Here is a 26,235-nt window from a genome sequence, read left to right on the forward strand (position 1 = left end):
TTCCCCAAGGCCCCGACGCGATTCGCCGACCGCGTTCTCAATGTACCGAAATGCCGCGCAGGTAACCCTGCGAATCAGATACTACACCGCGCCCGCCGCGTACCATCGGAGATGCGTGCGCCGCCTCGCATGAGAATCACGACGGTTGGCCGGTTTCGATTTATGAAGAGAACTGTGGCGATGCTATGGCGATGAACCGAAAAACGCCGCAACAGCGACTTCGCTTCGCGGGCGTCACCATGCAATCGCGATGCGTCATTCAAGGTGCCGTGGATGCGCGAGAAAGAATCGCACCATCTCGGCGCTGGCATCGGGGCCAGCGGCATCCGTGTAGGTCCCGCGGACGCTGCCACCGGCCCACGCATGCGGGGCACCGTGGATGATCCAATACTCCGCATCGATGCCGTTGGCAGCCGTCAGGCGCCGCCGCGTGCATGCGCGCCCCGGGCGGTCCAGTGGCTCGGCGACGGGGGACGTGCTAGCGCTGAATGCCCGCACGAGCTCGCTGCCGTTGGAGGGATGAACCGTCTTGTCCGCGTCGCCATGAAAGACGATCAACGGTCGCTTCGGCATCGTCGACCCATCGTGACCGTCGGCGCCTTGCGCACGCCGTGCCCCCACGGCCCCCTTCATCGCGGCAAGCGCCGACGGCACGTCGTGAGCGCAGCCATATGGCAGACCCGAGTGGATTCCCGCTGCGGCATACAGTTCCGGATAGGTGTGAATCATCACCGCGGCCATCGCGCCGCCCGCCGACAGACCGGCGACATAAACGCGAGCCGGATCGACGCTGTGATTGGCTATCACGTCGCGCGTGATTCCCGCGATCAACGAAGGTTCGCCCCGGTCCCGCTGCTGGTGGCCCGGCTTGAACCAGCTCCAGCAGCCGGACGGATTCGCCCGCTTCGATTGAATCGGATAGGCAACGAGGCAGTGGTGACGTTCGGCGAACGTGTTCATCCTGGTGCCAGCCGCGAAATCGTCCGCGTCTTGCGTGCAGCCGTGCAACATCACGATCAGCGGCAATGGCGCCCCTCGGTACCCGCTCGGCACGTAGAGCTTATAGTTCCGCTGCCCGGCGTTGTTGACGTACGTGAGCGAACTGAAATGCCCACGGTCCTCCACATCGGCCTGCCTGGCGACATGCGGGCGGACGAACCCCTCCGTTGCTCCCGCGCGTGCGGATGGGGTCGCGTCGAGCGCGTCGACAGGTGGCTCAGGCGCCGCGCGCTCAGCGCTGCCATCGCCCCCGCGCAGCGCTCGCTGAATCGCCGCGGTAGCTTCAAGCGGCCCTGCGGTACGCAACAGGTGCATCGCCTCTTGCATCGACGAAAGGAAATCTTCATTCATCTTCATCATCGTTGTCCGTATGGTGGTTCGAGCAGCGGGCCGGGCTAGCTGATCCTTCCTGCCAACGCTGCTTTGACCGAGGGTGAAGCGTGGAATGCGCCGAGCACCACGACCGACGCGATCGTGGCTAGCGCGAGTTCAGGCGTAACATCGGAAGCAATGCTGGCCAGCCCCAGCACATGAATGTTGAGGCGCTGCTTGGCCGCTCGCGCCGACTCCAGGTCCTGCCTGGAAAAGTGCTGTAGACCCAGTACCAGCGCCCGGCGCGTAACCGTTTCATTCACGGTCTGGGCGTGGACCGCCAACTGGTTGCGGATCGCCGTTCGAATCAGATCCGTGCGATTCGAGTAAAAGCCTTCTTCGACCAGCAGATCGATCTGACCGAGGTCGACAGGGCCCAGATTGATGGTGATCTTTTCCGTCTCGCCACCCTTCGGACGGGGCGGCTCCGCGAGTGCTGGGGGGGATTTGCCAGGTCTCATTTCTCCATCCGGTTACCATCCAATGGGATGGTTATAAGATGGGCAAGCCGCCGTGTCAATGTGCGAATACGGGGCCAAATATCTTTTTAGGGAGACGTAGGATGAAACGGGTACTCGTGATTGCCTTCATCGCTACCTTTAGCGCGGCTGCGATGGCCGCCACTTCCATGGGATCCTATTCGAGGAACGGCAGCGACCAGCAGGACGCTTGCCGTTCCGCAATCGCTGCTTCGGAGCAGGACAGGGTCAATTGGCTATCCCAGGGATGGACCTTCGCAGGGACGTCAAGCTGCACCTGCTCCGGGAGTGGAACAAGCTGGACTTGCTCAGTCAACGCGACCTATTTCCGCCGATAAACGCAGAGCGAGGCAGCCCCGCGACAGCATTGCGGCTTGGACAAGGCGCGGGGCTGCATGCAACCGGCAATCGTCGGCTGTCGAACTTTGCGGAGGGTTCCCGTCAGCGGCGGAATGGATGATGACATTGGCCCGATCACTGCACATCGGCGGCGCGCATTGCGCGGTATTCCCTCCGCACGATATCCATGAGCTCCGCCACCGAAGTCAACGCGCTCTTTTGCTCGTACGTCACGCGGCCTCGCTGCATCAACATGATGCGATCCGCAATATCGAGCGTCTGCGCATAGTTGTGCATGATCATGATGATCGACAGCCCGCCTTTTTCCTTCAACCGCATCAGGAGGTCGATGATGAGCCCCGCCTCACGCGCACCCATCGCGGCGAGCGGCTCGTCGAGCAACAGGATCTTCGCATTGGAATAGACGGCGCGCGCCACGGCAATGGCCTGCCGCTGGCCGCCTGAAAGGCGCTCCACGGGCAAATCCACCGAAGGCACGTGCACGCCGACATCGTCGAGACACTGCGCCGCGCGCTCGCGCATCTGCTTGTGATCGACCAGCCTGAACGGTCCGCGCCTGACGATTTCGCGGTTCAGAAACATGTTGTGATAAATGCTCAGCGAATTCGCGAGCGCGAGGTCCTGATACACGCATTCGATGCCGAGCGAACGCGCATGATCGACGGAACGCAGAAGCGTCTCCTGACCGTCGATGTAAAGCGTGCCGCTGGTTTGTTGATGAAAGCCCGTCAGTATTTTGACGAGCGTCGACTTGCCCGCGCCATTGTCGCCGAGTATGCCGAGAATTTCGCCGCTGCCGAGCGTAAGCGAAACGCCGTCGAGCGCAGTCACCGCACCGAAGCGTTTGACGAGGCTCTCGCCGTGCAGTGCGAGCGGCGCATCGGCGGCCGCGTTCGCGCCAGGCGAAGCGGTTTGCGATTCGTCCATCAACTCCCTCCCTTGCGGCGAATGCGTCCAACATGAATGTTGAAGATCATCGCCGCGAGAATCGCGGCGCCAAGAATGATGTTGAACGTAAAGGCGTTGATGCCGATCAGCGTGAACCCGTCGTTGAGAATGCCGAGCACAGCAGCGCCGATGAGTCCGCCCACGATCGTGCCCGAGCCGCCCGTGAGCGGCGTGCCGCCGATCACGGCGGCCGCCACGGCAAGGAACATGATCTGGTTGCCGCCCGCCTGCGGGTCGATCGAGGTAATGCGAAAAGCCTCGAGCATGCCGGTGAAGCCGGCCAGCACCGCCGCGAGAACAAAGTTGCCCAGGCGCAGCCGGTTCACGTGAATGCCCGCCTCGCTCGCGCCGAGTGCATTCGCACCCGCCGCCTGGGTATGCAGACCCCAGCGCGTATGCCGCAGCAGCACGTGCATCGCGAAAGCGATCGCCACCGTCCAGACGATCTCGCTGTAGCCCCACGCGCCCATGAACTCGGAGAACATGGGCGACCCGGGTGTGGCGGCGGGCGTGCCGTGCGAAACGGTGAGCGTGATGCCGTTGATCAGAAACAGCGTGCCGAGCGTGGTGACGAACGACGGCAGCCGCAGCCAGACCGTGACCGCGCCGTTGACGAAGCCGACGGCCGCCGAGGCCACGAGCCCCGCGATCACCGCAAGCCACATCGGCGCACCGGCTTCGTTCGCAAACACCATCATGAACGGCGCGAACGCGAACACCATGCCCGCCGAGAGATCGATATCCCCACCGATCATCAACATGATTTCGCCGAACGCGATGATCGCCACCGGCGCAATGAACTGCGAAAGGTTGACGAGGCTCGCGTTGGTGAGCAGGAAATCGTGGTTCGCGAATTCGAAATAGGCGGCCAGGAGCACGGCCACGAGCAAAATGCGCAGCTCGGCCGCCCATCGCGATGCGAACGGAACGCCCGCGCGCCGTGCCGCGCGGGCCGCTTCGATCTTGCTGGTTTCGTTCACTGTATTCATTACGACCTGATGGCACCCTTCATCGGAACGATTTGCGGCTTGGTGGTCTTGCCTTCATAGCGTGTCGAGGTATTCAGATACGGCTCGACCGTATCCTTCGTCACGAATTTGAGGCCGGTGTTGATGTCGGCCGGTCCCACCAGTCCGCCCGAAGCGAGGAATACGAACGCCTCCATCACAGTATAGAAACCCTGCACGTAAGGTTGCTGATCGATGGTGAAGTCGAGGAAGCCTTCATGGATATGCTGGATCGTGGCCGGAAGCAAATCGAAGCCGCCGCCGTGCACACCCTTCGATGGAAGATTCGACTCCTTCATTACCTGGGCAACGCCCTGTGTACTGCCCGCGTCCACGGCGAACATGCCCTTGAGATCCTGGTGGCCTAGATAAAACGCCTTGATCTTCGAAAGCTCCTCGTTGACGGTCGCGCCGGTAGCCACGGTCTGGATATCGATCTTCTTGCCGGACTTCTTGATGGCGTCCTGCGCACCGTCCAGACGCGGCTGGATATTGAGCTGCCCCGGTGTCGCGATGAAAAGCGCAACCATTCCGCTGTCGATGAGACTGACGATGCGTTCGCCCATCTGATAGCCGGATAGATAGAGGTCCTGCCCGATATAGGCGAGGCGGGGATTCTTCTTGCCGCGCGGCGCATCGGCGTTATAGGCGAACACCGGAATCCCGGCATCGAGCGCGGCCTGGATGGGCTTGTCGAACGCGCCCGGATCGACGATTGGCACGGCGATGGCGTCGGCCTTGGCGGCAATCGCCGAATTCACGGCGCGAACCATTTCGCCCGCGTCCGAATTGGCCGAGCCCGTCCACTGATAATCCATGTTGAGCAACGCGCAGGCGTCCTGAATGCCGTACTGCGTCGGCACGAAGAACGGGTTCGTGGTGACGTGATTGACGAACACGATCTTCCATCTCTTGTGCGACGGGAAAGCCGCCTCGGCAGCCTGCGCGGTGCCGATCAGCCCGCCCGCCCCGCCCAGTGCGCCCATCAGCGAAAGCGCAGCGCCCAACCCGGCCCCTTGCATCAGTCCGCGCCGCGCCGCGCTGAAACCCTCACCGCCGTGTTCCTGGTCGTCATCCCGTTCGTGTGCCATCTCTTCCTCCAGTTCTTTACTTCGTGGGTCGATATGATCGGCGTCGAGCCGATCGCATGCAGATGCCGGATGGCACCGGGAGCGCCGTTGGATTGAGCTTGACCGGGGCATGCACAACTGCAACCTCGGTCGGAGGCGTTCGATGATGCGCCGCGTGGTACCGGCAAAATGTTAGTGCAGTGCGGCTGTGCCTCCTAATCCATGTAAACCCGTAACTAGTCGGACTATTTTGAAGCTGTCGTCGAAATCGATTTGACTGTTCGATCGTGCGTCGCGCGGCGTTACCGAAAGGCTTCTGTAGTCTCGCCGCACCCGCTGACTACGAAAATCGCCAACTAGTCCGACTACTAGGCGCTCAGCCGAGGGACCTTGCGTTCGGCCGCATCGGCAGGTCACCTGTCCTTGTTTTCATCGGAAAACGTACTAACGTTCAAATGGCGGCCAAGAGCCGTCCATACCTAAAAGGGAGACATACGCCCCCGGGTGCTGCCGAACCACGGCCGGCACGGGCGAGGGGTGCCGATCATGAGTACTGCCGCCCGCTTTCAGGTCGAATACACCCGCTATCTCGACCCCGACGGTAACGCGACGCAACCGCTGCCTGCGTTTGCAAACGAAACAGCACTGCTCGTCGAACTATATCGCGCAATGACACTGACGCGAACGTTCGACAACAAAGCAGTTGCGCTGCAACGCACCGGCAAGCTGGGCACGTTTGCCTCATCGCTCGGGCAAGAGGCCATCGGCGTCGGTGTGGCGGCCGCCATGCAGCACGACGATGCGCTTTTTCCTTCCTACCGGGATCACGCCGCCCAATTGTTGCGCGGCGTCACCATGACTGAAAGCCTGTTGTATTGGGGCGGCGACGAGCGCGGGAGCGATTTTGCCGCTGCGCGTTACGATTTTCCGAATTGCGTGCCGATCGCGACGCAGGTCTGTCATGCCGCAGGCGCGGCTTACGCGTTCAAGTTGCAAAAGACGCAGCGCGCGGCGGTCGCGATCGTCGGCGACGGCGGCACATCCAAAGGCGATTTTTACGAAGCGATGAACATGGCCGGCATCTGGCAGGCGCCGCTGGTCATCGTCGTCAATAACAATCGTTGGGCCATTTCCATGCCGTGCGAACGTCAGACGGCAGCCGGCACGCTCGCGCAAAAGGCCATTGCGGCAGGCATCGAGGGCCAACAGGTGGACGGCAACGATCTCATTGCCGTGCACGACGCGATGCGCCGCGCACTCGACAAAGCGCGGCGCGGCGACGGCCCGACGCTCATCGAAGCGCTCAGCTACCGGCTCGGCGATCACACGACGGCCGACGATGCGACGCGCTATCGCGATCCGGAAACAGTCGCCCAACAATGGGCGAGCGAGCCCATTGCACGTCTTCGCAAGTACCTCGTGCAAGCCGGTGTCTGGGACAAGACGCAGGAAGAAGCGCTTTCGCGGGCCTGCCGCGAGCAGGTCGAGAGCGCGGTCGAAGCTTATCTCGCCGTGGCGCCGCCGGACGTCTCGGCCATGTTCGAGCATTTATATGCAACGCTGCCGCGCGCGCTCGACGAACAATTGGACACGGCACTGCGATTCGCGAACGGCGAGAGCGCGGAAGACGACCATGTCTGAGTTGAATCTCGTCGAAGCCGTCAATCGCGCCCTCGCCCACGAGCTGGAGCACGATCCATCGGTTGTGTTGCTCGGCGAGGATATCGGCGCGAACGGCGGCGTATTTCGCGCCACGCTCGGATTGCAGGCGCGTTTCGGCGCCGAACGCATCGTCGATACACCGCTGGCCGAAACGGCGCTTGCCGGCACCGCGATCGGCATGGCCTCGATGGGCTTGCGTCCCGTCGTCGAGATTCAATTCAGCGGGTTCATTTATCCGGCGATCGACCACATACTCAATCATGCCGCGCGATTGCGTCATCGCACACGCGCGAGGCTCACGTGTCCGCTCGTGATCCGCTCGCCCTGCGGCGCGGGCATCCATGCACCCGAGCACCATTCCGAGAGTCCCGAGGCGCTGTTCGCGCACATGCCGGGGCTGCGGGTCGTCATGCCCTCCTCGCCCGAACGCGCCTACGGTTTGCTGCTGGCCGCCATACGCGATCCGGACCCCGTCGTCTTTCTCGAACCGACCCGGCTCTATCGGCTCTACAAGCAAGCGGTCGAAGACGACGGTACCGCTGCGCCACTCGACACATGCTTCACATTGCGTGAAGGCACCGACGTGACGCTCGTCAGTTGGGGCGCCATGCTCCATGAAGTGCAAATGTCCGCCGACGTCCTCGCGGCCGAGGGCGTCGAAGCGGAGATCATCGATGTCGCGACACTGAAGCCGCTCGACATGGAAACCATCGTGGCCTCCGTGGCGAAGACCGGACGCTGCGTCATCGTTCATGAGGCGCCCCGCACATGCGGGCTCGGCGCCGAAATCGCCGCGAATCTCGCGGAGCGCGGGCTCTATTCGCTGCTCGCGCCGATCGAGCGTGTCACCGGCTACGACGTGGTCGTTCCGCTCTTTCGGCTCGAGGCCCAATACATGCCGAGCGTCGCGCGCATCGTGAGCGCGGTCCGAAAAACGCTCGAGGCATCCACATGAAAGTCTTCAAGCTCCCCGACCTCGGCGAAGGCCTGCAAGAAGCCGAGATCATCGAATGGCGTGTCCACGAAGGCGACGACGTGAAAGCGGATCAACCGCTTCTCGCGGTCGAAACGGCCAAGGCGATCGTCGATATTCCTTCGCCGCAAGCGGGCCGCGTCGCCAAGCTGTTCGGCAAGAAAGGCGACATCATGCACCTGGGTGCGCCGCTCGTCGCGTTCGAGGGAGCGAACGACGATACGGGCACGGTCGTCGGCGAGATGCCGCAGATGCAACCGACGCAGCCTTCGACATCTTCCACGCGTCCGGCACCCGCGGGACACATCGCGCGCGACGTATCGATGCGCGGTATCGTCGGGGCCGGCGCGGGCGCCCGGGCTCCCGCGATCAAGGCGACGCCGGCCGTACGCGCGTTGGCCCGCACGCTCGACATCGATTTGGCGATGGTCACGCCGTCGGGCCCCGATGGCGTCGTGACGTCAGCGGACGTGCAACGCACGGCAAAGCTGCTCGTCGAACTGGGCCCGCCCGAGGAGTTGCGCGGGGTGCGGCGCGCGATGGCGCAAAACATGGCGCGCGCCCAAAGCGAGGTGGCCGCGGCTACCGTCATCGACGATGCCGATATCGATGCCTGGCCGCCCGGTACCGATGTCACGATCCGGCTCATTCGCGCGCTCGTGGCCGGATGCCGCGCAGAGCCGGGACTCAACGCGTGGTTCGACGGCCGCGCGGCGCGCCGCCATGTGCTCGCGCATATCGATGTCGGCATTGCCGTCGATCTTCCGGACGGCCTCTTCGTGCCCGTGCTGCGCGACGTGGCACATCGCGATGCGGCCGACTTGCGCACGGGCCTCGATCGCTTGCGCGCCGACGTTCAAGCGCGCAAAATCCCGCCCGAGGAATTGCGCGGCGCAACCATCACGCTGTCCAATTTCGGCATGATCGCAGGCAAATACGCCGCGCCGATCGTCGTGCCGCCAACCGTGGCAATCCTCGGTGCGGGTCGCATTCACGACGGCATCGTGGCGGAAAACCGCCAGGCTGTCGTGCATCGAATCTTGCCGCTCAGCCTGACGTTCGATCACCGCGTGGTGACGGGCGGCGAAGCGGCACGGTTTCTCGCGGCGGCAATCGCGGATTTACGGGCGCTCGACTGACCACTATTCGGGACGCCGTTTAGGCCGAATTTGCCGCCTCCATCGCAAAAAGCGGCAGGGTTCGCTCCCCGCCGCCTTTTGGGGATTGGGCGCCCGGCCGGCACGGCTCTTGCAGAGATCGATCTATGCGGCCTGCATTTCCCCGCATCCTTTTCAATTCGCTCGTGCGAGGTCGATATGTTAGGAACCATTTTGCTCGTCGTGCTGATTCTCCTTCTGATCGGCGCTTTTCCTGCCTGGCCGTATAGCCGCGGCTGGGGCTATGCACCTACCGGTGGTCTGGGCCTGTTGCTCGTCATCGTGATCCTGCTCGTGGTGTTCGGCCAGATATAGCGCTGCAAGCCTGGTTTTTTATTCGCTGACTTGCGTGCCGCGGCATCCTATCCGCCCGCGGCACGCGCAATGCAATGAGGTGCGCGAAAGACCATTGCGTCTCGAGGAGAACGAAATGCACTTCGTTGCGCTCGCAACCGACTATGACAACACGCTCGCCACGGACGGGAGGGTAGTCGAACGCACCTGGTCGGTGCTGGAGAAACTGCGGCAATCGGGCCGGCAGTTGCTGCTCGTGAGCGGACGCGAGCTCGACGATCTGAAGTCGATTTGCCCGCGCCTCGATCTCTTTGCGCGTGTCGTCGCCGAGAATGGGGGCGTGCTCTACCAGCCCGATGGCGGCGAAAAGCGGCTGCTTGCCCCGCCGCCGCCCGATGCGTTCGTCGCCGCGCTGAAGCAACGAGGCCTTCGCGATTTCAGCGTCAGCGAAACGCTCGTCGCGATGATGAAGCCGAACGAGCGGATCGCACTCGAGGCGATTCGCGATCTCGGGCTGGACTTGCATGTCGTCTTCAACGGCGATGCCGTTATGATTCTTGCGCCCGGCGTCACCAAGGCAACTGGCCTGATGGCCGCCCTCGATGAACTGGGCCTTTCGCCTTTGAACGTCGTCGGCGTAGGCGACGCGGAAAACGATCACCCCCTGATCGACGCGTGCGGATTTTCGGTGGCCGTCGGCAATGCGCTGCCCGCGCTCAAAGCCCATGCGAGCATGGTCACCCAGGCTGCCAACGGCCAGGGCGTCGAAGAGCTGGCACGAGCGTTGATCGACGACGATCTGAGTTCGCGTATCTCCAACGTCGAACGCTGCCGGGTGCTGCTCGGCCATCGCCTCGACGACGAGGAGCGCTCGCCGGTTCACCTCGGCGCCTACGGCACGATCGCGCTGTTGGCCGGGCCCTCGGGCGGCGGCAAATCGACGGTGACCGCCGCGGTGCTCGAACGGCTCGCGGACGCCGGATACCAGGCCTGCATCCTCGATCCGGAGGGAGACCATTGCAGCGAAGGCAGCCTCGTCGCGCTGGGCGATCCGCATACCGTGCCCTCGATCGATAACGCATTGCAGTTGCTCGAGCGGCCCGAACAAAGCGTCGCCGTCAATCTGCTGCGCGTGCCGCTGCCCGAGCGGCCGCAGTTTTGCGCGAACTTGCTGCTGCGGTTGCAAGCGCTGCGGGTGCGGACCGGACGACCGCACTGGCTTGTGTTCGAAGAGGCGCATCAGCTCTTTCCTGCGGGCTGGGACCCCGCGGACACGTCGCTGCCGATCGTGCTCGAGACTGCGCTGGCCGTTACGGTCCATCCGGACCAGGTGGCTCGTCCATTCCTGCGGCAAGTCAACACCATGATTGCCACGGGCGCCAAGCCCGCCGCAACGATGAACGCGTTCGCCGAGGCGGCCGGCGTTGCAGCGCCGTCGCTCGCGCTACCCTCGGATGCGCTCGAGCGGGGACAAGTGCTTGTCTGGGAAACGATGCGGCAAGCCGCTCGACCCTACCTGGTGCAAGTCGAGCCCGGCTCGACGCAGCGCCGGCGGCATCATCGCAAGTATGCGGAAGGCTTGTTGATTCCTGAACGCAGCTTTTATTTCCGGGGTCCCGAAGGCAAGCTCAACCTCCGCGCGCACAACCTCGTGCTGTTTCTCGAGATGGCGGATGGCGTGGACGAGGACACCTGGCGCTTTCATCTCGAACGCGGCGATTATTCGCACTGGTTCGGGGAAGTGATCGGCGACGACGAGCTCGCGCAGGAAGCCAAGACGGTCGAACGAGAAACATCGCTCTCGCCCGACGAGAGCCGTGCGCGCATCCGGGCCGCTGTCGAAAAGCGGTATACGCAGCCGGCCAATCCGTCGTTGCCGCCGCTGCGGGCATCGTGACGTGAGTTGCGGCGCTATCCGACTACGCGACTATTCGACCATCTGCCAATGGGTCGCATCCGCGCCCGAGCGCCGGGCCAGTTCGGCGAAGGCCGAGACTTTCGCATCCTGGTCGAACGGTTCGCGCCATCGCACGAGCAAGCGCTCTTCGAACTGCTCGTCACCGCGCCGCCAGGCCGCGCCGCGCCGCGTGACCGAGCAACCGTGAGCCGCCAACTCGTGAACGAGCCGGGACGGACATTCGCTGCCCGCCCCGTACTCGACGGTGAGCCACGCGCTCTTGCGGCGGTGCATGCGCTGTTCGACGTAGTGCAGTCCCCATAGAACGGCCACGCCCGGTACGATCGCGCTGGCCGCCAGCCGATATTGCCCGCCGCCGATACATAAGCCGACGATCGTCACGAACCACAACGTGGCCGCGGTCGTCACTCCGGTGACGAGTCCGTCTTTGCGCATCACCGCGCCCGCGCCGATGAAACCCATGCCCGTCAGTACCCCGAGCGGCAAACGCATCAAGTCGAGCGTCGGAAACGAGTCCGGATGCTTTCCGGCCTGCGGCAGCAAAGCGTTGACTTGCAGCATCGCGATGCAGGAAGCGAGGCACACGAGAATCGTCGTGCGCAGGCCGGCGGTCTTTCCCGATTCGCTGCGATTGAAGCCAAAGATAAACCCGGTTCCGAGCGCAAAGACGAGCCGGATCGCAACAGCTTCCCAATCGAGCACGAGCGGCATCGTATCCATGGCGAGCGCAAGCGCCTCCTTCTGTCGATTCCACCGACCGTCGAGCAAGCGCCGGGCCCGTTCGACCGCCCCGGGGGGTGCGCTGCCTTGCTCGATTGCCAGGCTCCGGCAACATCGACTCATCGCATTGCAAGTCTTACGCAAGCATGCTGCGCAGCCGCAACCCGCCGCACGGACGTGCTTTCGGTGAGAAGCGGTACGTTGTTTGCGGTGCCCTATCGGTACCGCAGCCCCGCGCCTCGTCGGCATCGGGCTGGTTTATTCCCAACCATTCGAGGAGCCGTTATGAAGCGTTCGTTCTTGGCTTTGGCCTGCTGCGCGTTGTCGATCCCCGGGCTCGGCAATGCGCAAACCGAGGCCGCGTCGACAACGTCGGCCAATCCGCTACCCGAACCCGATCGCAACTTCGTACAGGCGGCAACGAAGTCGTCGTCGACCGAAATCGACGCGGGCAAGCTCGCGCAATCGCATTCGAACGACAAGGATGTGAAATCGTTCGCACGTCACATGATGTACGACCACACGAAGATGACGGTGCAGCTCAAGGCAGCGGCGCCTCACGATGTGACGGCGCCGAAGGACAACTCGGACACCGAGCTGCTCGATTCTCTACGCGGGCTCAAGGGTAAGGAGTTCGATCGAGCCTACATCAGCAAGCTCGGAGTGAAGGGCCACGAGGAAGCAGTCGCCGCCTTCAAGAAGGAAATCGAGAGTGGGCAGAACGCGGATCTCAAGAAATTCGCGCAAAAAGAGCTTCCCGTAATCGAAAAGCATTATCAGATGGCCGAATCCCTCGCCAAGAAAAAAGGCGTGAGCGAATAACCGATCGACTGCCCGCACTGGGCGCAGCGGCCGGCACGCGATACGCGTGCCGGTCCGCATCGCTTTACTCCGTACTCGTCCATTCGACGTTGGCACCGACAGAGCGCAGGTTCTCGACGAAATGCGGATGCGCGCGCCGGATCGGCAGGGCGTTCTTGATGACCGATTGCCCTTCGATGCTGGCTGCCACCATGAAAAGCGCGATGGCCACGCGGATGATATAGGGGCTCTCCACCTTGGCCGGCGTGAGCGGGATACCGCCGAACGTGATGAGCCGATGCGGGTCCGAAAGAAACACGTGCGCGCCGAACTTCGATAGCTCGACAGACCAGCCCATTGCACCGTCATACACCTTGTTCCAGAACATGGCGCTGCCTTGCGCGCGCACACCGAGCGCAATGAAGATCGGCAGAAGATCTACGGGCAGATACGGCCATGGCGCCGCCTCGATCTTGGTCAGGATGTTGGGCGTAAACGGCTTGCGCACGCGTAGCGGCCCGTCGCGCCGGGCGCGCGACCAGCCATCGCGATGGACGACATCGATGCCGAACTTGGCGAACGTCCTGTCGATCAACGGGAACTGCTCGGGCGCACTGTTTTTGACCGCGATGTCGCCGCCCGTGATCGCGCCCAGCGCGAGAAACGTGGCGATCTCGTGGAAATCCTCGTCGAATCGGAACTCTCCGCCGCCGAGCTTGCAGCCACCGGAGATGGCGAGCCGCGATGTGCCGATACCGTCGATCGGTACGCCCAGCATCGCGATGAACCGGCAAAACTCCTGCACGTGCGGCTCGGATGCGGCATTGACCAGCGTCGACGTCCCCGATGCGGCCGCGGCGCAGAGCACGAAGTTCTCGGTCGTCGTCACGGAGGCGTAATCGAGCCAGTGATCGTTCGCGCGCATGGCGGCGTCACTGCGTACGATCAGCGAGCCGTTCGTGCGCTCGATGCGCGCGCCGAACCGTTCGAACACCTCGACGTGCGGATCGATCTCTCGTACACCGAGCGTGCAACCCTTGACGTCGTTTTCGAGGCGCGCCACGCGAAAGCGTGCAAGCAGCGGCGGCACGAGCATGATCGACGAGCGCATCTCCTCGGGCAGGTGATGGCAACCCGGGTCGAACACGGTCGCGCGATGATGGAGTTCGAGCACCCCGGTTGCGAAGTCCATCGAGACCTCGCTGCCGAGCGTGCGAAAAATATCGAGGATCTTCCTGACATCGGTGATGTCGGGCACGCCGATGAGCCGCAACGGCGCATCGGTCAGCAAGGTGGCGCAAAGAATAGGCAGAACGGCGTTCTTGTTGGCCGAAGGCGTGATTTCGCCGCGCAGCGGAAGGCCGCCGTGAACGATAAGGTCAGACATATTGGGGATGAGCGGTGAACGAGCGAAAAAGGCCAAGGCGCATATCATGCCATCGTCGGGCGGCGGCCGGTCCGAAATCGGGCATCTCGGCTCGATCGCCGCGAGTCCGCGCGAATCGTTCGAGCTGCTCAGGTTCGTATCGCTGCGATCCACATGCTTTCGCATCAAGCACTTACATGGACTCCCGGCGGGTTATACACAGGTTTGCCCCCAATATCTGGGGATAAGTCTCGTCGGTCTTGGCGAAGCTCGGTCAGCCAGCCGGCCGCAGGCCAGCGCCTCCCGGCCGGTGCGTTAAACTGGCGCCTCCCGCTCTCTTCGCCCACCGATTTGCCCGTCTTCACACTTGCCGCGCCGGTCACGGCCGAACTCGAAATCCGCAAAAGCCGCTTCATCGCGCATGCGCTGCCCGTCGCCGATCGGGACGCGGCAATGGGGGCGCTGCGGCAGTTGCGCGATGCGCATCCCGGTGCTACACACGTTTGCTGGGCGCTGCTCGCCGGAGGGCAGTCCGGCATGTCGGACGATGGAGAGCCGTCCGGCACGGCCGGCCGCCCGATTCTCGAAGTCCTGCGCCATCACGATCTCGATAGCGTGCTCGGCGCCGTCGTTCGCTACTACGGCGGCGTCAAGCTCGGCGCGGGCGGCCTCGTGCGTGCCTATACCGATGCCATTGCCACCGCGCTGGGAGGGGCGCAGCGCGTCGAGCGCATCGCTCAGGCACGGTTGGCCGTCGAGCTCAGCTATGCGGACGAGGCACGCGCGCGACGGTGGATGGAGCAGCACGACGTCGTCCTCGTCGAGAGCCGCCATGGTGCGCAGGTGTGGCTCGCCATGCAGATGCCGGCGAGCGAAATCGAGGCCGCGCGCACTGCGTTGCGCGACCTCACGCAGGGCCGCGCCGTGTTCCCCGAAGACTCCTGATTGCGCTGCGCTCGTCGGGCTGTGCGGCCCGAACGCCGCTCTGGGCAAGGCTTGCGGCCCGTAATGCAGCGTTACCGATCTCGCAAGCCGCTTTCACCTGTGTCAGCGCGTGGCCCCTACACTGGCTCCGTGGTCAAAACAACGCACATGGAGTGCAAGGAGTAGCGCGATGAACAAGAAGCTCGTGGGAGCATTGATCGGCCTGACGGTATTGGGTGTCTCGAGCGCGGCATCCGCGCACGTCGATCTGGCCATCGGCGTCGGCATCCCCGCGCCGGTATATGTGGCTCCGCAACCCGTCTACGTGGCGCCGCCGGCACCGGCCTACGCGGCACCCGTGGCGGTAGGCTATTACCGCGGCGACGACTGGCGCGCGCGCGAGTGGCGCCGCCGCGAATGGCGCGAGCATGAATGGCGCGAACACCAGTGGCGCGAACGCCGTTGGGGCGGTTATTGACGATCAACGGCTCGCTCGTGCAGGCGGACTGGCGAGCCAATGCACGCTGAAAAGCCGGGCCTCGTCTGTCCAGACGGGACCCGGCTCGAATCCCGTCGATACCGCAAGTGCGCGGAAGCCATCGATCGTGAACTTGTGCGAGTTCTCCGTGTGAATGCTCTCGCCCTGATCGAACGCAAAGGCATGTCCGCCGAGCCTGACCGTCTGCGCGCAACGGCTCACGAGATGCATTTCGATACGCTGTCGGCGCGGCTCGTAAAACGCGTAATGCGCGAAACGGCTCAACTCGAAATCGGCTCCCAGCTCTTCGTTGGCACGCCGAAGCAAATTCAAATTGAACGCGGCGGTGACGCCTTGCCGATCGTTATAAGCGCGGTGCAAGACGTCCGGGTCCTTCACGAGATCGACACCGATCAAGAGGCCGCCGCCTTGGAGCAGGTGCGCCGCCCGACGTAGAAAGCCGCGCGCCTCGTCCGGATCGAGGTTGCCGATCGTCGAGCCCGGAAAGAACCCGACACGGCGCTCCGATGCGGCCTCCAGGTCACCGAGCGCGCCCTCCTGCATATAGTCGGCTCCCACCGGGTGTACGTGCAGCCACGGATAGTCGGCATGAAGTCGGCGCGCCGCACCCTCGAGATGGTCCGCTGAAATATCGATCGGAAAGAAACGGCGCGGGGCATGCGCGGGCTCGAATGCATCGAGCAAGCGCCGGATCTTCGAGAGCGATCCTGCGCCGAACTCGACGATGTCCGCGCGCGGACCGATACATTCCGCGATCGCACGAGCATTGCGCTCGAGGATGGCGAACTCCGTCCGAGTCGGGTAGTACTCCGGCAATTCACATATCCGATCGAAAAGCGCAGATCCGGCCGCATCGTAGAAATACTTCGGTGCCACACGCCGCGGCTTCACGGACAGGCCGGCCAAGAGGTCGCGTTCGAAGGCGTTGCTTGCACCGCGCGGTTGCCGAACGTCGCCGACGAATGCCGCGGCGCCCGAGCCGGCGCCGGTCAGCCCCGACGTGTCAGATGTCTCGAACAAGGCGTACTCCAGAGAATTGCCAGCGCGCCGCCGGCGGAAAGAAGTTTCGGTAACTGCGACGGGCATGACCCGGCGGTGTCGCGATACTGCTGCCGCGCAAGACGAGTTGCCCCACCATGAATTTGCCGTTGTATTCCGCTGCAAGGCCCGCCACGGGGCGAAAGCCCGGATATGGATCGTATGACGAGCGCGTCCATTGCCAGACGTGGCCCATCATCTGGTCGATGCCCGGTGCATCGAAGGCTGCCTCCCATTCGAACTCCGTCGGCAATCGCGCGCCGGCCCACTCGGCGTACGCCGCGGCTTCATAAAAGCTCAGCTGCGACACCGGTGTTTCGGCCTTCATCGGCTCGAGACCGCCCACGCCGAATACGAGCCACTCGTCCACGCTCGCCGCATCCGATGCGGCGCCCTGCCTGCGCTGCCGCCAATAGGCCGGCGCGTGCATCCCTTCGCGCTGCACCATCGCCCATCCGTCCGAGAGCCAGAGTTCAGGCCGCTCGTAACCTCCGTCCGCGATAAAGGCAGTGTAGTCGCCGCATGTGACGAGTCGATGCGCGATTTCGTAGGGACGTAGCAAAACTTCATGTCTGGGTGCCTCGTTATCGAAGCAAAAATCACCGCCCTCATGACCGATCCTGACAACGCCGCCGGGCCGGGACAGCCATTCGATCGGCCCGGCATGCGTCGTCGGCCAAAGCGGCGTGCCCACGTCGGGGTTCCGATAAGCCGGCATGAGAGGATTGCACGAGAATGCGTGCAGGGCATCCGTCACGATCAGTTCCTGGTGTTGCTGTTCGTGATGAAGTCCAAGCGTCACGATCGGCTCGATCGTCTCGAGCAAATCGGGCTCGGCGCGGTCGAGCACCGCCAGCACTGCTTCATCGACATGCAGCCGATAGGCATGCACCTCGTCGAGCGACGGTCGAGTGAGCATCCCACGCTGTGCCCGCTCATGGCGAGGCCCGAGCGCTTCGTAATACGAGTTGAAGAGAAACGGATAGCGTTCATCGAAAAACCGGTAACCCGGGACGTGCTGCGCGAGCAACACCGTTTCGAAGAACCAGCTCGTGTGGGCCAGATGCCATTTGGTGGGGCTCGCGTCCGTCATGGACTGAACCTGTTGATCCTCCGCCGAGAGCGGGCGGGTCAGTTCGAGGCTGTATCGGCGGACTTCTTCGAAGGCCTGCCGCAGCTGGGATACATCGCAGCCCATCGGCTTTCGCTCCTTCATCAAGGCAAACACGGTCCGATCCGCGCTACCGGCGCGGCCGATCGTATCGGTGGCGGCCACCGCTTTTGCATGCACTGTACTTTACTCGTGCGAAGCTTGCACGGCATGGGAGCGCGGCTTGCGCCGCGCCGAGCCGGCCGAGGCCAGCGGCGGCGGCGCGTCGCGCTTTCGGAGCGCAACGCCTTCGCGTCCGAGCCACTGCTTCAGGCGCTGAGCGTCGAAAGGCGCCTGTACTTTCTGGTCGTTGTCGAAGTAGCAATAGATATCCCTCGGCGTACGTGTCAGGCGTGTCTTCGCAATACGTCTTGCGTCGCGCGGCTCGCTTCCGCGTGCCCATGTGGCGATACGTCTGGCCCAGCGTTCGAGCGCGGCGTCCGAATAAGCGCCGCTGTATAGCGTTTCGGTGCCATGCAGACGCAAATAGAGAAAATCGGCCGTCACGTCTTCCGTATAGGGCCAGTCGGCCACGGCGTCGGAGACGACGAGCGCAACGCCATGCCGTCGCAGTATTTCCGGAAACTCGGGCGTGCAAAAACTACGGTGCCGGATTTCGACCGCATGGCGTAATTGCCCCGCCCGTCGCGTTTCGCACCATGGCTTCTTCACGCGCGCATCGTGTCGTTTCGCAAGCGTTACGGCATCTTCCACCGTTGGAGGGAGCAGCGCGAGAAACCGCTCGAGCCGTGTCGCCTCGAATGGGAAATTCGGCGGAAACTGCCAGAGAAACGGGCCGAGCTTGTCTTCGAGGGCGAGCACGCCGGAGGCGAAGAAATTCGCGATCGCGGGCAGTGCCGACTCGTCGCGAAAACGCAGCATATGCGTGAGATACCGTGGCCCTTTCACACTGAATACGAAATCCTCGGGCACGGCATCATGCCAGCTCCGATAGCTGTCTATCGTCTGTAAGGAGTAGTGCGAGCCGTTGATTTCGATCGTATCGACGGCTCGCGATGCGTACGCGAGCTCGCTCGCCTGGCGCAATCCTTTCGGATAGAAGACGCCGCGCCAACCGCCGTAGCGCCAGCCGGAAATGCCGATATGAATTGCCATCGCTCGTTCATCAGACCTTTGCTTCATATGGTCGAACGAGCAAGCACCGTTCCTATTCCAGTCGCGATGCCGATAAATGTTCGATTGGCCGCGCGGCCTCGGGGGCGCGCGCAGCCAACGATGGCGCCTCTATTGAACGATTCTCGTGACGCCGCGTCCGCGCGGATCGGCCGCCGGCTCCGGCGTATCGCCGTTGATCTCGATGGCCTGGATGTCGCCGTTGAAGCCCTGCTTCTGCAAGACATAGCCCATGTCCTGCAATTGCTTCGCGAGTTCGCCCTCGATCGGCTTGTACGGCTCCCAGAAGATCGTGTTGGGCGGCAGCAACTGGTGGTGAAAGCGCATCGCCGCAACGGCATCGGGCAACGGCATCTTGAAGTCATAGACGTTGCTGACGACCTGGAAAATCGACGTGAAGATGCGCGAGCCGCCCGGTGTGCCGATGACGAGCGCCACTTTGCCGTCCTTCGTCAAGATCGTCGGCGACATCGACGACAACGGCCGCTTCTTCGGCTCGATCGAATTCGCATCGCTGCCGACCACGCCGAACATATTCGCCACGCCCGGCTTGGCGGAGAAGTCGTCCATCTCGTCGTTCAACAGAATGCCCGTGCCGTCCGCCACAACGCCCGATCCGAAGTAACCGTTGATCGTGTAAGTGTTCGATACGGCGTTGCCCCATTTGTCGATCACGGAGAAGTGGGTCGTCTCCGCTTTCTCCGGCATCGAGGTGCCGAGGCCCGGCTGCACGCTCTTCGTATCCGATGGCTTGTCCGGATTGACTTCGGCAGCGCGCTTGGCGATGTAATCGTCGGAGATCAACTGCGCAACGGGCACCTTGAAGAAATCGGGATCGCCGAGATATTGCGCGCGATCGGCGAAGACACGTTTTTCGATTTCCGCGACGAGGTGTATGTACTTCGCCGAATTGAGCGGCACGCCCTCGAACTTGTCCTTCAAATCGGCCTTCATTTTCAGCAACTGCACGAGCCCGATGCCGCCCGAGCTCGGCGGCGGCGCCGTAATCACGTGATAGCCGTTCCAGTCGGCTTGCACCGGCTGGCGCCATACTGCCTTGTATTGCTGCAGGTCGCGTTTCGTGATGAGGCCGCCGTCCGCTTTCATCGAGGCCGCGATCAGATCGGCCGTCTTGCCGTCGTAGAACTCTTTCGCGCCTTTCTCGGCGATGCGCGTGAGCGTCGCAGCGAGTTCCGGCTGCTTGAACGTGACGCCGGTATTCAGCCCGCCGAAATATTTGCCGAAGTTCGTTTTATCGCCGAAGTCCTTCGCCGCATTATCCCGACGCTCCTGCAATTGATCGCTGACCGCGAAGCCATCGCGCGCGTAGTGGATGGCCGGTGCGAGGACCTGCTTCCATTTCAGTCGGCCAAAGCGCTTTTGCGCCTCCCACATTCCCTCCACGGTGCCAGGCACGCCGACCGCGCGCGGGCCGACGAGACTCATGCCCTTGATCACGTTGCCGTCCTTGTCGAGGTACATGTTCTTCGTCGCCGCCAGCGGGGCCCGCTCGCGGTAATCGAGGAAGTACGGCTTGCCGTCGACGAAGAGCGTCATGAACCCGCCACCGCCGATGTTGCCTGCCTCGGGATAAGTCACGGCCAGGGTGAAGGCGATCGCCACCGCCGCATCGACGGCGTTGCCGCCTTCCTTGAAGATCTGTTCGGCCGCATCGGCGCTGAACTCATCCGCGACCGCCATGGCCGATGCCGTCAATACGGGTTTCGTCGTACCGGTCTTGGCGACGGCCGGTACGCTTTCCATCAGGCCGAGCGATGCCGTTGCCAGCGCAACGACACTCCACCCTGCTGCGGTGGCCTTGATGCGGCTGATTGAACTCATGAAGTCCCCTCCTTGTAAATCATCGTATGCACGCGCTTATATCACGCGGAAATGGTTTGCGAAACGACGAAGTTTCGTAGTCGCATTCCGTGGCGGCAGTTGACGGCTTGGAGCACTCCCGCGGCCTGACTCGCCTTGGCACGCTGACGCCGTCGCAGAGTCCGCGCTGAGCAACCACCCCGAGGGCAAAACGGGTCTCGCCGTCGCAAAAAAAGTACTATTTGAACCAGACAATTACGCAAACGGTCTCCGGCTAAAAGCCGCGAGCACTGCAAGTGACTGGCGGCCCGCTGGTGGATAATTCGCGGCATCGGCACTCGTCAGTCATCTGGGCGTTGTCCTTTCGGAGCCATCATCCATGTACACGCACACCGTTTCCGCTCACCACGGCTCGCAATGGATCGTGGAGGGATGGGCGCTGTTCCGCGTGCGGCCCGCAGTATGGGTCGCGCTTGGCGCAATCGACCTCGTCGTCACGGTTTTGCTCAGCATGATTCCGGTGATCAGCGATCTAACGCCCGTATTCACCGTTTTATGGGCCGGCGGCATGTGCGCCGCGGCCGAAAACTGCCGCACGCTCGGAACCGTACGCGTGGCCGATGCGTTCAACGGCATTCGACGTCACGCTCAGCCGCTCTTTGCCGCCAGCCTCGTCGCACTGGCAGCCGCGCTCGTCTGCGATTTCGCCGCAAGCCGCATGGCAGCATCGTTCAATGCGCTCGCACTCGCTGCCCCCGGTGCGGCAAGTGCAAGCGCGCCGTGGCTCGCCGCGTTACTCTATGCGGTAGCCGTCATCGGCGCCGCGCTCACGCTTTGGCTCGCGCCGGCGCTGATCGTGCTCGAACGCATGCCGCCGCTGGATGCGCTCAAAGCGAGCGCGGTCGCGACCTGGCGCAATCCGCTGGCGGCGCTCGTGTATGGAGTATTCATCGCGGGCCTGGTCGGCGCCGCGCTGGTCACACTCGGCATCGGCCTCATCGTGCTTGCGCCGCTCGCGTATCTGTCGACGTTTGCGGCTTACCGCGATCTGTTCGCGAACCGGCGAACCGGCGCGGATACGCCGGCTTGAAAGTTCAGCGCAAGCCCCACATATCGACGTCATGACGCCCTCTCTCGCTCACGAGGCGCTCGCCGAATTCCACCCCGCGGTCGCCGCGTGGTTCGAGCGCACGTTCGATGCGCCCACCGAGGCACAGTGCCGTGCATGGCCGCCTATCCGGCGCGGCCGCTCGACGCTTGTCGCCGCACCGACCGGCTCGGGCAAAACGTTGACGGCTTTTCTATGGGCGCTCGATGAACTCGTGCGCGACGGGCTCGCCGCGGGCGGCGCGCTGCCGGACGCAACGCTCGTCGTCTACGTCTCGCCGCTCAAGGCGCTGTCGAACGACATCCATGCCAATCTCGAGCGGCCCCTGGCCGGTATCGCGGAAGAACTGGCCCGACTCGAGCTGCCGCCCGTCGATATCCGCACGGCGGTCCGCACGGGCGACACGACGCAACGCGAACGCTCGGCGCAACGGCAGCGGGCCCCGCACATCCTCGTCACGACCCCCGAATCGCTCTACGTGCTGCTCTCGTCCGACTCGGGCCGCCGAATGCTCGCCACGACGCGCACGGTCATCGTCGATGAAATCCACGCTGTCGCCGCCACCAAGCGCGGCAGCCATCTGGCGCTCTCGCTGGAACGGCTCGACGCGCTCTGCAAGCGTCGTCTGTCGCGCATCGGGCTGTCCGCCACACAAAAGCCGATCGAGACCGTCGCGCAGTTTCTGGTCGGGCAGGGCCCGCATGCGCAGTGCGCGATCGTCGACGTGGGCCACAACCGCCCGCGCGATCTCGCGCTCGAGTTGCCACCCGTCCCGCTCGAAGCCGTCATGGCCAACGAGGTCTGGGAACGTGTCTACGACAGACTCGCCGAGCTCGCGGCGGCGCATGCCACGACGCTCGTCTTCGTCAATACCCGCCGCATGGCCGAGCGCGCCGCGCGTCATCTGACGGAGCGGCTCGGCCAGGATGCGGTCGCGGCGCATCACGGCAGCATGGCCAAGGAACACCGGCTCGATGCCGAATCGCGGCTGAAGCAGGGTGCCCTGCGTGTGCTGGTCGCCACCGCCTCGCTCGAGCTCGGCATCGATATCGGCGACGTCGATCTCGTGTGTCAGCTCGGCTCGCCCCGTGCCATCGCGCCTTTCCTGCAACGCGTGGGCCGCTCGGGACACCATGTCGGCGGCATGCCGAAAGGCCGCCTTTTTCCGACTTCGCGCGACGATCTGGTCGAGTGCGCCGCCCTGATCGATTGCACGCGGCGCGGCGAACTCGATGCGCTCGTCATTCCGCGTGCGCCGCTCGACGTGCTCGCCCAGCAGATCGTGGCGGAGGTGGCCTGCGAGGAATGGAGCGAGGATGCGCTTTTCGAGTGCTATCGCCATGCCGCGCCGTATGCAACGCTCACGCGCGAACGCTTCGACGCCGTGCTGCGCATGCTGGCCGAAGGCTACACGAGCCGTCATGGGCCGCGCGGTGCGTACGTGCACCGCGACATCGTGAGCGGCACGCTGCGTGCGCGCCGCGGCGGCAAGCTCACTGCCGTCACTTCGGGCGGCACCATTCCCGATAACGCCGACTATGCGGTGCTGCTCGAGCCGCAAGGCATCAATATCGGCACCGTCAACGAAGACTTCGCGGTCGAAAGCCTCGCCGGCGATATCTTTCAGCTCGGCAACACCGCCTATCGCATCCTTCGTGTCGAAGCCGGACGCGTGCGCGTCGTCGATGCGGCGGGGCAAGCTCCGAACATTCCGTTCTGGCTCGGCGAGGCCCCCGGGCGCAGCGACGAACTGTCCGCCGCCGTTTCGCGCCTACGCGCGCGCATCGACGCGTTACTGAGGTCTCCTGACGATACGGCGCAATCGCCCGTAGCACCCACGCTCGTGGATGAAGCAGTGAAGACGCTCATGCGCGAGCTGACCGTGAGCGAGAGCGCCGCGCGGCAGATCGTCGAGTATCTGGCCCGCGCCCGCGCCGCACTGACGGCATTGCCCACGCAGGACACCGTCGTGATGGAGCGATTCTTCGACGAGTCGGGGGGCGCGCAACTCGTCATCCATTCGCCGTTCGGCAGCCGGATCAATCGCGCGTGGGGGCTCGCCTTGCGCAAGCGCTTTTGCCGCACGTTCAACTTCGAGCTGCAAGCCGCGGCAACCGAGGACGCCATCGTCCTCTCGCTCACGAGCGCCCATAGTTTTCCGCTCGACGAAGTCTGGCGCTATGTGCATTCGAATACGGCCGAGCATGTTCTGACTCAGGCTCTGCTCGATGCACCGCTATTCAACGTACGCTGGCGCTGGAACGCGACGACTTCGCTGGCGTTGCCGCGCTTCACCGGCGGGCGCAAGACGGCACCTCAATTGCAGCGCATGAAAAGCGAGGATTTGCTGGCGGCCGTCTTCCCCGATCAAGTGGCGTGCCTCGAGAACATCGCCGGCGAGCGCGAACTGCCGAATCATCCGCTTGTCGATCAGACGATCGACGACTGCCTGCACGAAGCGATGGATTGCGACGGCTGGGTTGCGTTGCTGCGTCGAATCGAAAGCGGCAGCGTCTCGCTCGTGACGCGCGAGCTCGCGGCGCCGTCGCCGCTCGCCGCCGAAATTCTCAATGCACGTCCCTACGCATTCCTCGACGACGCTCCGCTCGAAGAGCGCCGTACGCAAGCGGTACTCTCGCGCCGTTTCAGCGAGCCCGACAGCGCCAACGATCTCGGCGCGCTCGATGCGCAAGCGATCGATACGGTGCGCCAGGAAGCATGGCCCAGCGTGCGAAACGCCGACGAGATGCACGAGGCGTTGATGACGCTCGCGTGCGCGAGCGAAAGCGAAGTTCGGTCGAACGACGGGTGGGCCGCGTGGCTCGCGGAGTTGGCGCGCTCGGGGCGCGCAACCCGGATGCAGATCGCGCAAGACGACGCGCTATGGATGCCGCTCGAGCGGCTTGCCGCTTTTCGCGCGGTCTATCCCGACGCTGTGTATGAGCCGCGCCTCGTCGTTCCGGCGCAGTTCGATGTGGGCGGGTCGGCCGGCGACGCGCTCGTCGAGATCGTCCGGTCACGTCTGAGCGCCCTGCCGCCATCCACCGTTGCCCAACTGGCGCGCCCGCTTGCTCTGCCCGCCTCGGCCGTTGCCGGGGCGCTCGTCGCGCTCGAAGCACAAGGCTACGTCATGCGCGGCCGCTTTTCACCGGGCGCGAACACAGACGAATGGTGCGAGCGACATCTACTCGCACGGATTCATCGCTATACGATTCGGCGCTTGCGTCGCGAGATCGAGCCTGTCGAGCGTGCCGATTTCATGCGTTTTCTGTTCGAATGGCAGCGCGTTGCGCCCGACGCGCGCGGTATGGGGTCCGACGCGCTCGCGGCCACGCTCGAGCAACTCGAAGGCTTCGAGGCGCCCGCCGCCGCGTGGGAAGAAGACATCCTGCCCGGCCGGATTCGCGACTACACGGGTACGTCGCTCGACGCGCTATGCCGCTCGGGCCGGCTCGTATGGGCCCGGCTCGCGCAAGCGTCCGCCCGCGTATCGAGTACACCTGTGCGCTCGACGCCGATCGTGCTGCTCGCTCGCCGCCATCTGCCGCTCTGGCAGGCGCTGAGCGAGCCGCCTCCCGCCGATGCGTTGTCTGCCCGCGCCCGCGCCGTCTTCGAAGCACTCGCGCGACACGGAGCGATGTTTTTCGACGAGCAGCTTCACGAGACGCGCTCGCTGCCCATCGAGCTCGAAGCGGCCCTCGGCGAACTGGTCGCAGCCGGCCTCGTCAATGCCGACAGCTTCGCGGGACTGCGCGCGCTGCTGCAGCCGGCTGCGGCACGCCAGCGCACCGCGCGCCATGGGCCTCGGCGCGGCGCGCGACACGGGGCGTTCATCGGCGGCATGGCGGATGCCGGGCGCTGGGCGTTGATCAGGCGGCCACCCGTCGGAGAGACCGCGGCCGCGGATGCGCCCGGCATCGGCGATGCACGGCACTCGAGCGCCGCATCGGCGGACGTACTCGAACATGTCGCCATGACATTGCTGCGACGTTACGGCGTCGTCTGCTGGCAGCTGCTCGAGCGCGAGCCGTCGTGGCTGCCGCGCTGGCGCGAGCTGCTGCGTACCTTCCACCGTCTGGAGGGGCGCGGCGAAGTACGCGGTGGCAGGTTCGTCAACGGCCTGTCGGGCGAACAATTCGCCCTGCCCGAAGCGATTCCGGTCTTGCGCGAAACCCGAAAGTGTTCCGTCGACGGCACGTTGGTCTGCGTGAGCGGCGCCGACCCGCTCAACCTCGTCGGTACCATCTTGCCAGGCGACAAGATCCCTGCGCTCGCGGGGAACCGCATCGTCTTTCGCGATGGCGTGCCGATTGCGACGCTGATCTCCGGTCATTTCGATTTCCTTGCGGCGCTCAGCCCCGACGAACGCGAACGGGCGCGCGGGCAATTGACGCGCCGCGTTTGAAGCGCACGGGCCATCGACGCATTGCGGCGC

21 protein-coding genes are annotated in these 26,235 nt (G+C 64.0%); 10 read left to right on the forward strand and 11 right to left on the reverse strand.

Annotation, left to right across the window (positions count from 1 at the left end):
* Positions 1-255: 255 nt before the first annotated feature.
* From ACR9ZC_RS04865 to ACR9ZC_RS04885, 5 genes are all read right to left on the reverse strand, one after another.
* On the reverse strand, positions 256-1,356 hold the full coding sequence (locus tag ACR9ZC_RS04865) for an extracellular catalytic domain type 1 short-chain-length polyhydroxyalkanoate depolymerase (protein WP_481579723.1): 1,101 nt from the start codon (positions 1,354-1,356) through the stop codon (positions 256-258).
* Positions 1,357-1,394: 38 nt separating this feature from the next.
* Positions 1,395-1,832 (reverse strand): CopG family transcriptional regulator, encoded by a 438-nt coding sequence (locus ACR9ZC_RS04870; RefSeq protein WP_440563947.1) that lies wholly within the window; start codon positions 1,830-1,832, stop codon positions 1,395-1,397.
* Positions 1,833-2,324: 492 nt separating this feature from the next.
* Complete coding sequence (locus tag ACR9ZC_RS04875; RefSeq protein ID WP_440559665.1) at positions 2,325-3,137, reverse strand: ATP-binding cassette domain-containing protein; 813 nt, start codon at positions 3,135-3,137, stop codon at positions 2,325-2,327.
* On the reverse strand, positions 3,137-4,147 hold the full coding sequence (locus ACR9ZC_RS04880; RefSeq protein ID WP_481579353.1) for an ABC transporter permease: 1,011 nt from the start codon (positions 4,145-4,147) through the stop codon (positions 3,137-3,139). Before ACR9ZC_RS04880 ends, ACR9ZC_RS04875 begins: the two co-directional genes overlap by 1 nt.
* Entirely contained in the window at positions 4,147-5,256 is a 1,110-nt protein-coding gene (locus ACR9ZC_RS04885) for a sugar ABC transporter substrate-binding protein (protein ID WP_331567802.1), read from the reverse strand. Before ACR9ZC_RS04885 ends, ACR9ZC_RS04880 begins: the two co-directional genes overlap by 1 nt.
* 525 nt (positions 5,257-5,781) lie before the next feature.
* On the opposite strand from ACR9ZC_RS04885, the gene pdhA reads away from it, so the two are divergent.
* From pdhA to ACR9ZC_RS04910, 5 genes are all read left to right on the forward strand, one after another.
* On the forward strand, positions 5,782-6,876 hold the full coding sequence (gene pdhA, locus ACR9ZC_RS04890) for a pyruvate dehydrogenase (acetyl-transferring) E1 component subunit alpha (RefSeq protein ID WP_481579354.1): 1,095 nt from the start codon (positions 5,782-5,784) through the stop codon (positions 6,874-6,876).
* Entirely contained in the window at positions 6,869-7,852 is a 984-nt protein-coding gene (locus tag ACR9ZC_RS04895) for an alpha-ketoacid dehydrogenase subunit beta (protein WP_481579355.1), read from the forward strand. Before pdhA ends, ACR9ZC_RS04895 begins: the two co-directional genes overlap by 8 nt.
* Positions 7,849-9,009, forward strand: coding sequence for a dihydrolipoamide acetyltransferase family protein (locus ACR9ZC_RS04900; RefSeq protein ID WP_481579356.1), 1,161 nt, complete (start codon positions 7,849-7,851; stop codon positions 9,007-9,009). The genes ACR9ZC_RS04895 and ACR9ZC_RS04900 overlap by 4 nt, the downstream gene beginning before the upstream one ends.
* 177 nt (positions 9,010-9,186) lie before the next feature.
* Positions 9,187-9,342, forward strand: a complete 156-nt coding sequence (locus tag ACR9ZC_RS04905; protein WP_173257158.1) for a DUF3309 family protein — start codon at positions 9,187-9,189, stop codon at positions 9,340-9,342.
* Between the two features lie 115 nt (positions 9,343-9,457).
* Positions 9,458-11,218: an HAD family hydrolase gene (locus ACR9ZC_RS04910; protein WP_481579357.1), complete on the forward strand. Its 1,761-nt coding sequence runs from the start codon at positions 9,458-9,460 to the stop codon at positions 11,216-11,218.
* A 30-nt stretch (positions 11,219-11,248) separates the two neighbouring features.
* Here the strand turns inward: ACR9ZC_RS04910 and ACR9ZC_RS04915 are convergent, their stop codons facing one another.
* Complete coding sequence (locus tag ACR9ZC_RS04915) at positions 11,249-11,959, reverse strand: MgtC/SapB family protein (protein ID WP_481579724.1); 711 nt, start codon at positions 11,957-11,959, stop codon at positions 11,249-11,251.
* Between the two features lie 285 nt (positions 11,960-12,244).
* On the opposite strand from ACR9ZC_RS04915, the gene ACR9ZC_RS04920 reads away from it, so the two are divergent.
* Positions 12,245-12,781 carry a DUF4142 domain-containing protein gene (locus ACR9ZC_RS04920; protein ID WP_481579358.1) on the forward strand — a complete coding sequence of 179 codons (537 nt, stop codon included), beginning with the start codon at positions 12,245-12,247 and terminating at the stop codon, positions 12,779-12,781.
* 64 nt (positions 12,782-12,845) lie between these two features.
* Here ACR9ZC_RS04920 and ACR9ZC_RS04925 read toward each other — a convergent pair whose 3' ends face one another.
* Complete coding sequence (locus tag ACR9ZC_RS04925; protein ID WP_481579359.1) at positions 12,846-14,147, reverse strand: UDP-N-acetylglucosamine 1-carboxyvinyltransferase; 1,302 nt, start codon at positions 14,145-14,147, stop codon at positions 12,846-12,848.
* A 330-nt stretch (positions 14,148-14,477) separates the two neighbouring features.
* Between ACR9ZC_RS04925 and ACR9ZC_RS04930 the strand changes: the two genes are divergently transcribed.
* A complete protein-coding gene (locus ACR9ZC_RS04930) occupies positions 14,478-15,071 on the forward strand; it encodes an IMPACT family protein (RefSeq protein ID WP_481579360.1) in 594 nt (197 codons plus the stop codon).
* 169 nt (positions 15,072-15,240) lie between these two features.
* The gene (locus tag ACR9ZC_RS04935) at positions 15,241-15,528 is read left to right on the forward strand and encodes a hypothetical protein (protein WP_331566720.1); all 288 of its coding nucleotides are present in this window, start codon (positions 15,241-15,243) and stop codon (positions 15,526-15,528) included.
* A 3-nt stretch (positions 15,529-15,531) separates the two neighbouring features.
* Here ACR9ZC_RS04935 and egtD read toward each other — a convergent pair whose 3' ends face one another.
* The 4 genes from egtD to ggt form a co-directional block, all read right to left on the reverse strand.
* The gene (egtD, locus tag ACR9ZC_RS04940; protein WP_481579361.1) at positions 15,532-16,569 is read right to left on the reverse strand and encodes an L-histidine N(alpha)-methyltransferase; all 1,038 of its coding nucleotides are present in this window, start codon (positions 16,567-16,569) and stop codon (positions 15,532-15,534) included.
* A complete protein-coding gene (gene egtB, locus ACR9ZC_RS04945) occupies positions 16,553-17,803 on the reverse strand; it encodes an ergothioneine biosynthesis protein EgtB (RefSeq protein ID WP_481579725.1) in 1,251 nt (416 codons plus the stop codon). The genes egtD and egtB overlap by 17 nt, the downstream gene beginning before the upstream one ends.
* 81 nt (positions 17,804-17,884) lie before the next feature.
* Positions 17,885-18,853, reverse strand: coding sequence for a DUF72 domain-containing protein (locus tag ACR9ZC_RS04950; protein ID WP_481579362.1), 969 nt, complete (start codon positions 18,851-18,853; stop codon positions 17,885-17,887).
* 129 nt (positions 18,854-18,982) lie between these two features.
* A complete protein-coding gene (ggt, locus tag ACR9ZC_RS04955) occupies positions 18,983-20,713 on the reverse strand; it encodes a gamma-glutamyltransferase (RefSeq protein WP_481579363.1) in 1,731 nt (576 codons plus the stop codon).
* 358 nt (positions 20,714-21,071) lie between these two features.
* On the opposite strand from ggt, the gene ACR9ZC_RS04960 reads away from it, so the two are divergent.
* Both ACR9ZC_RS04960 and ACR9ZC_RS04965 read left to right on the forward strand, forming a co-directional pair.
* A complete protein-coding gene (locus ACR9ZC_RS04960; protein WP_481579364.1) occupies positions 21,072-21,782 on the forward strand; it encodes a BPSS1780 family membrane protein in 711 nt (236 codons plus the stop codon).
* 31 nt (positions 21,783-21,813) lie between these two features.
* A complete protein-coding gene (locus ACR9ZC_RS04965; RefSeq protein ID WP_481579365.1) occupies positions 21,814-26,205 on the forward strand; it encodes a DEAD/DEAH box helicase in 4,392 nt (1,463 codons plus the stop codon).
* The last annotated feature ends 30 nt before the right edge of the window (positions 26,206-26,235 follow it).

This window comes from Trinickia sp. HAY1-2D, assembly GCF_056754935.1.

Bases quoted from the DNA above. Each gene is read 5' to 3' on its own strand.
- ACR9ZC_RS04905 (WP_173257158.1), top strand. From the start codon at position 9,187: ATGTTAGGAACCATTTTGCTCGTCGTGCTGATTCTCCTTCTGATCGGC.
- ACR9ZC_RS04910 (WP_481579357.1), top strand. From the start codon at position 9,458: ATGCACTTCGTTGCGCTCGCAACCGACTATGACAACACGCTCGCCACG.
- ACR9ZC_RS04875 (WP_440559665.1), bottom strand. From the start codon at position 3,137: ATGGACGAATCGCAAACCGCTTCGCCTGGCGCGAACGCGGCCGCCGAT.
- ACR9ZC_RS04925 (WP_481579359.1), bottom strand. From the start codon at position 14,147: ATGTCTGACCTTATCGTTCACGGCGGCCTTCCGCTGCGCGGCGAAATC.
- ACR9ZC_RS04880 (WP_481579353.1), bottom strand. From the start codon at position 4,147: ATGAATACAGTGAACGAAACCAGCAAGATCGAAGCGGCCCGCGCGGCA.
- pdhA (WP_481579354.1), top strand. From the start codon at position 5,782: ATGAGTACTGCCGCCCGCTTTCAGGTCGAATACACCCGCTATCTCGAC.
- ACR9ZC_RS04895 (WP_481579355.1), top strand. From the start codon at position 6,869: ATGTCTGAGTTGAATCTCGTCGAAGCCGTCAATCGCGCCCTCGCCCAC.
- ACR9ZC_RS04950 (WP_481579362.1), bottom strand. From the start codon at position 18,853: ATGGCAATTCATATCGGCATTTCCGGCTGGCGCTACGGCGGTTGGCGC.
- ggt (WP_481579363.1), bottom strand. From the start codon at position 20,713: ATGAGTTCAATCAGCCGCATCAAGGCCACCGCAGCAGGGTGGAGTGTC.
- ACR9ZC_RS04965 (WP_481579365.1), top strand. From the start codon at position 21,814: ATGACGCCCTCTCTCGCTCACGAGGCGCTCGCCGAATTCCACCCCGCG.
- ACR9ZC_RS04935 (WP_331566720.1), top strand. From the start codon at position 15,241: ATGAACAAGAAGCTCGTGGGAGCATTGATCGGCCTGACGGTATTGGGT.
- ACR9ZC_RS04900 (WP_481579356.1), top strand. From the start codon at position 7,849: ATGAAAGTCTTCAAGCTCCCCGACCTCGGCGAAGGCCTGCAAGAAGCC.
- ACR9ZC_RS04885 (WP_331567802.1), bottom strand. From the start codon at position 5,256: ATGGCACACGAACGGGATGACGACCAGGAACACGGCGGTGAGGGTTTC.
- ACR9ZC_RS04920 (WP_481579358.1), top strand. From the start codon at position 12,245: ATGAAGCGTTCGTTCTTGGCTTTGGCCTGCTGCGCGTTGTCGATCCCC.
- ACR9ZC_RS04865 (WP_481579723.1), bottom strand. From the start codon at position 1,356: ATGAAGATGAATGAAGATTTCCTTTCGTCGATGCAAGAGGCGATGCAC.
- ACR9ZC_RS04960 (WP_481579364.1), top strand. From the start codon at position 21,072: ATGTACACGCACACCGTTTCCGCTCACCACGGCTCGCAATGGATCGTG.
- ACR9ZC_RS04870 (WP_440563947.1), bottom strand. From the start codon at position 1,832: ATGAGACCTGGCAAATCCCCCCCAGCACTCGCGGAGCCGCCCCGTCCG.
- ACR9ZC_RS04915 (WP_481579724.1), bottom strand. From the start codon at position 11,959: ATGGATACGATGCCGCTCGTGCTCGATTGGGAAGCTGTTGCGATCCGG.
- egtB (WP_481579725.1), bottom strand. From the start codon at position 17,803: ATGAAGGAGCGAAAGCCGATGGGCTGCGATGTATCCCAGCTGCGGCAG.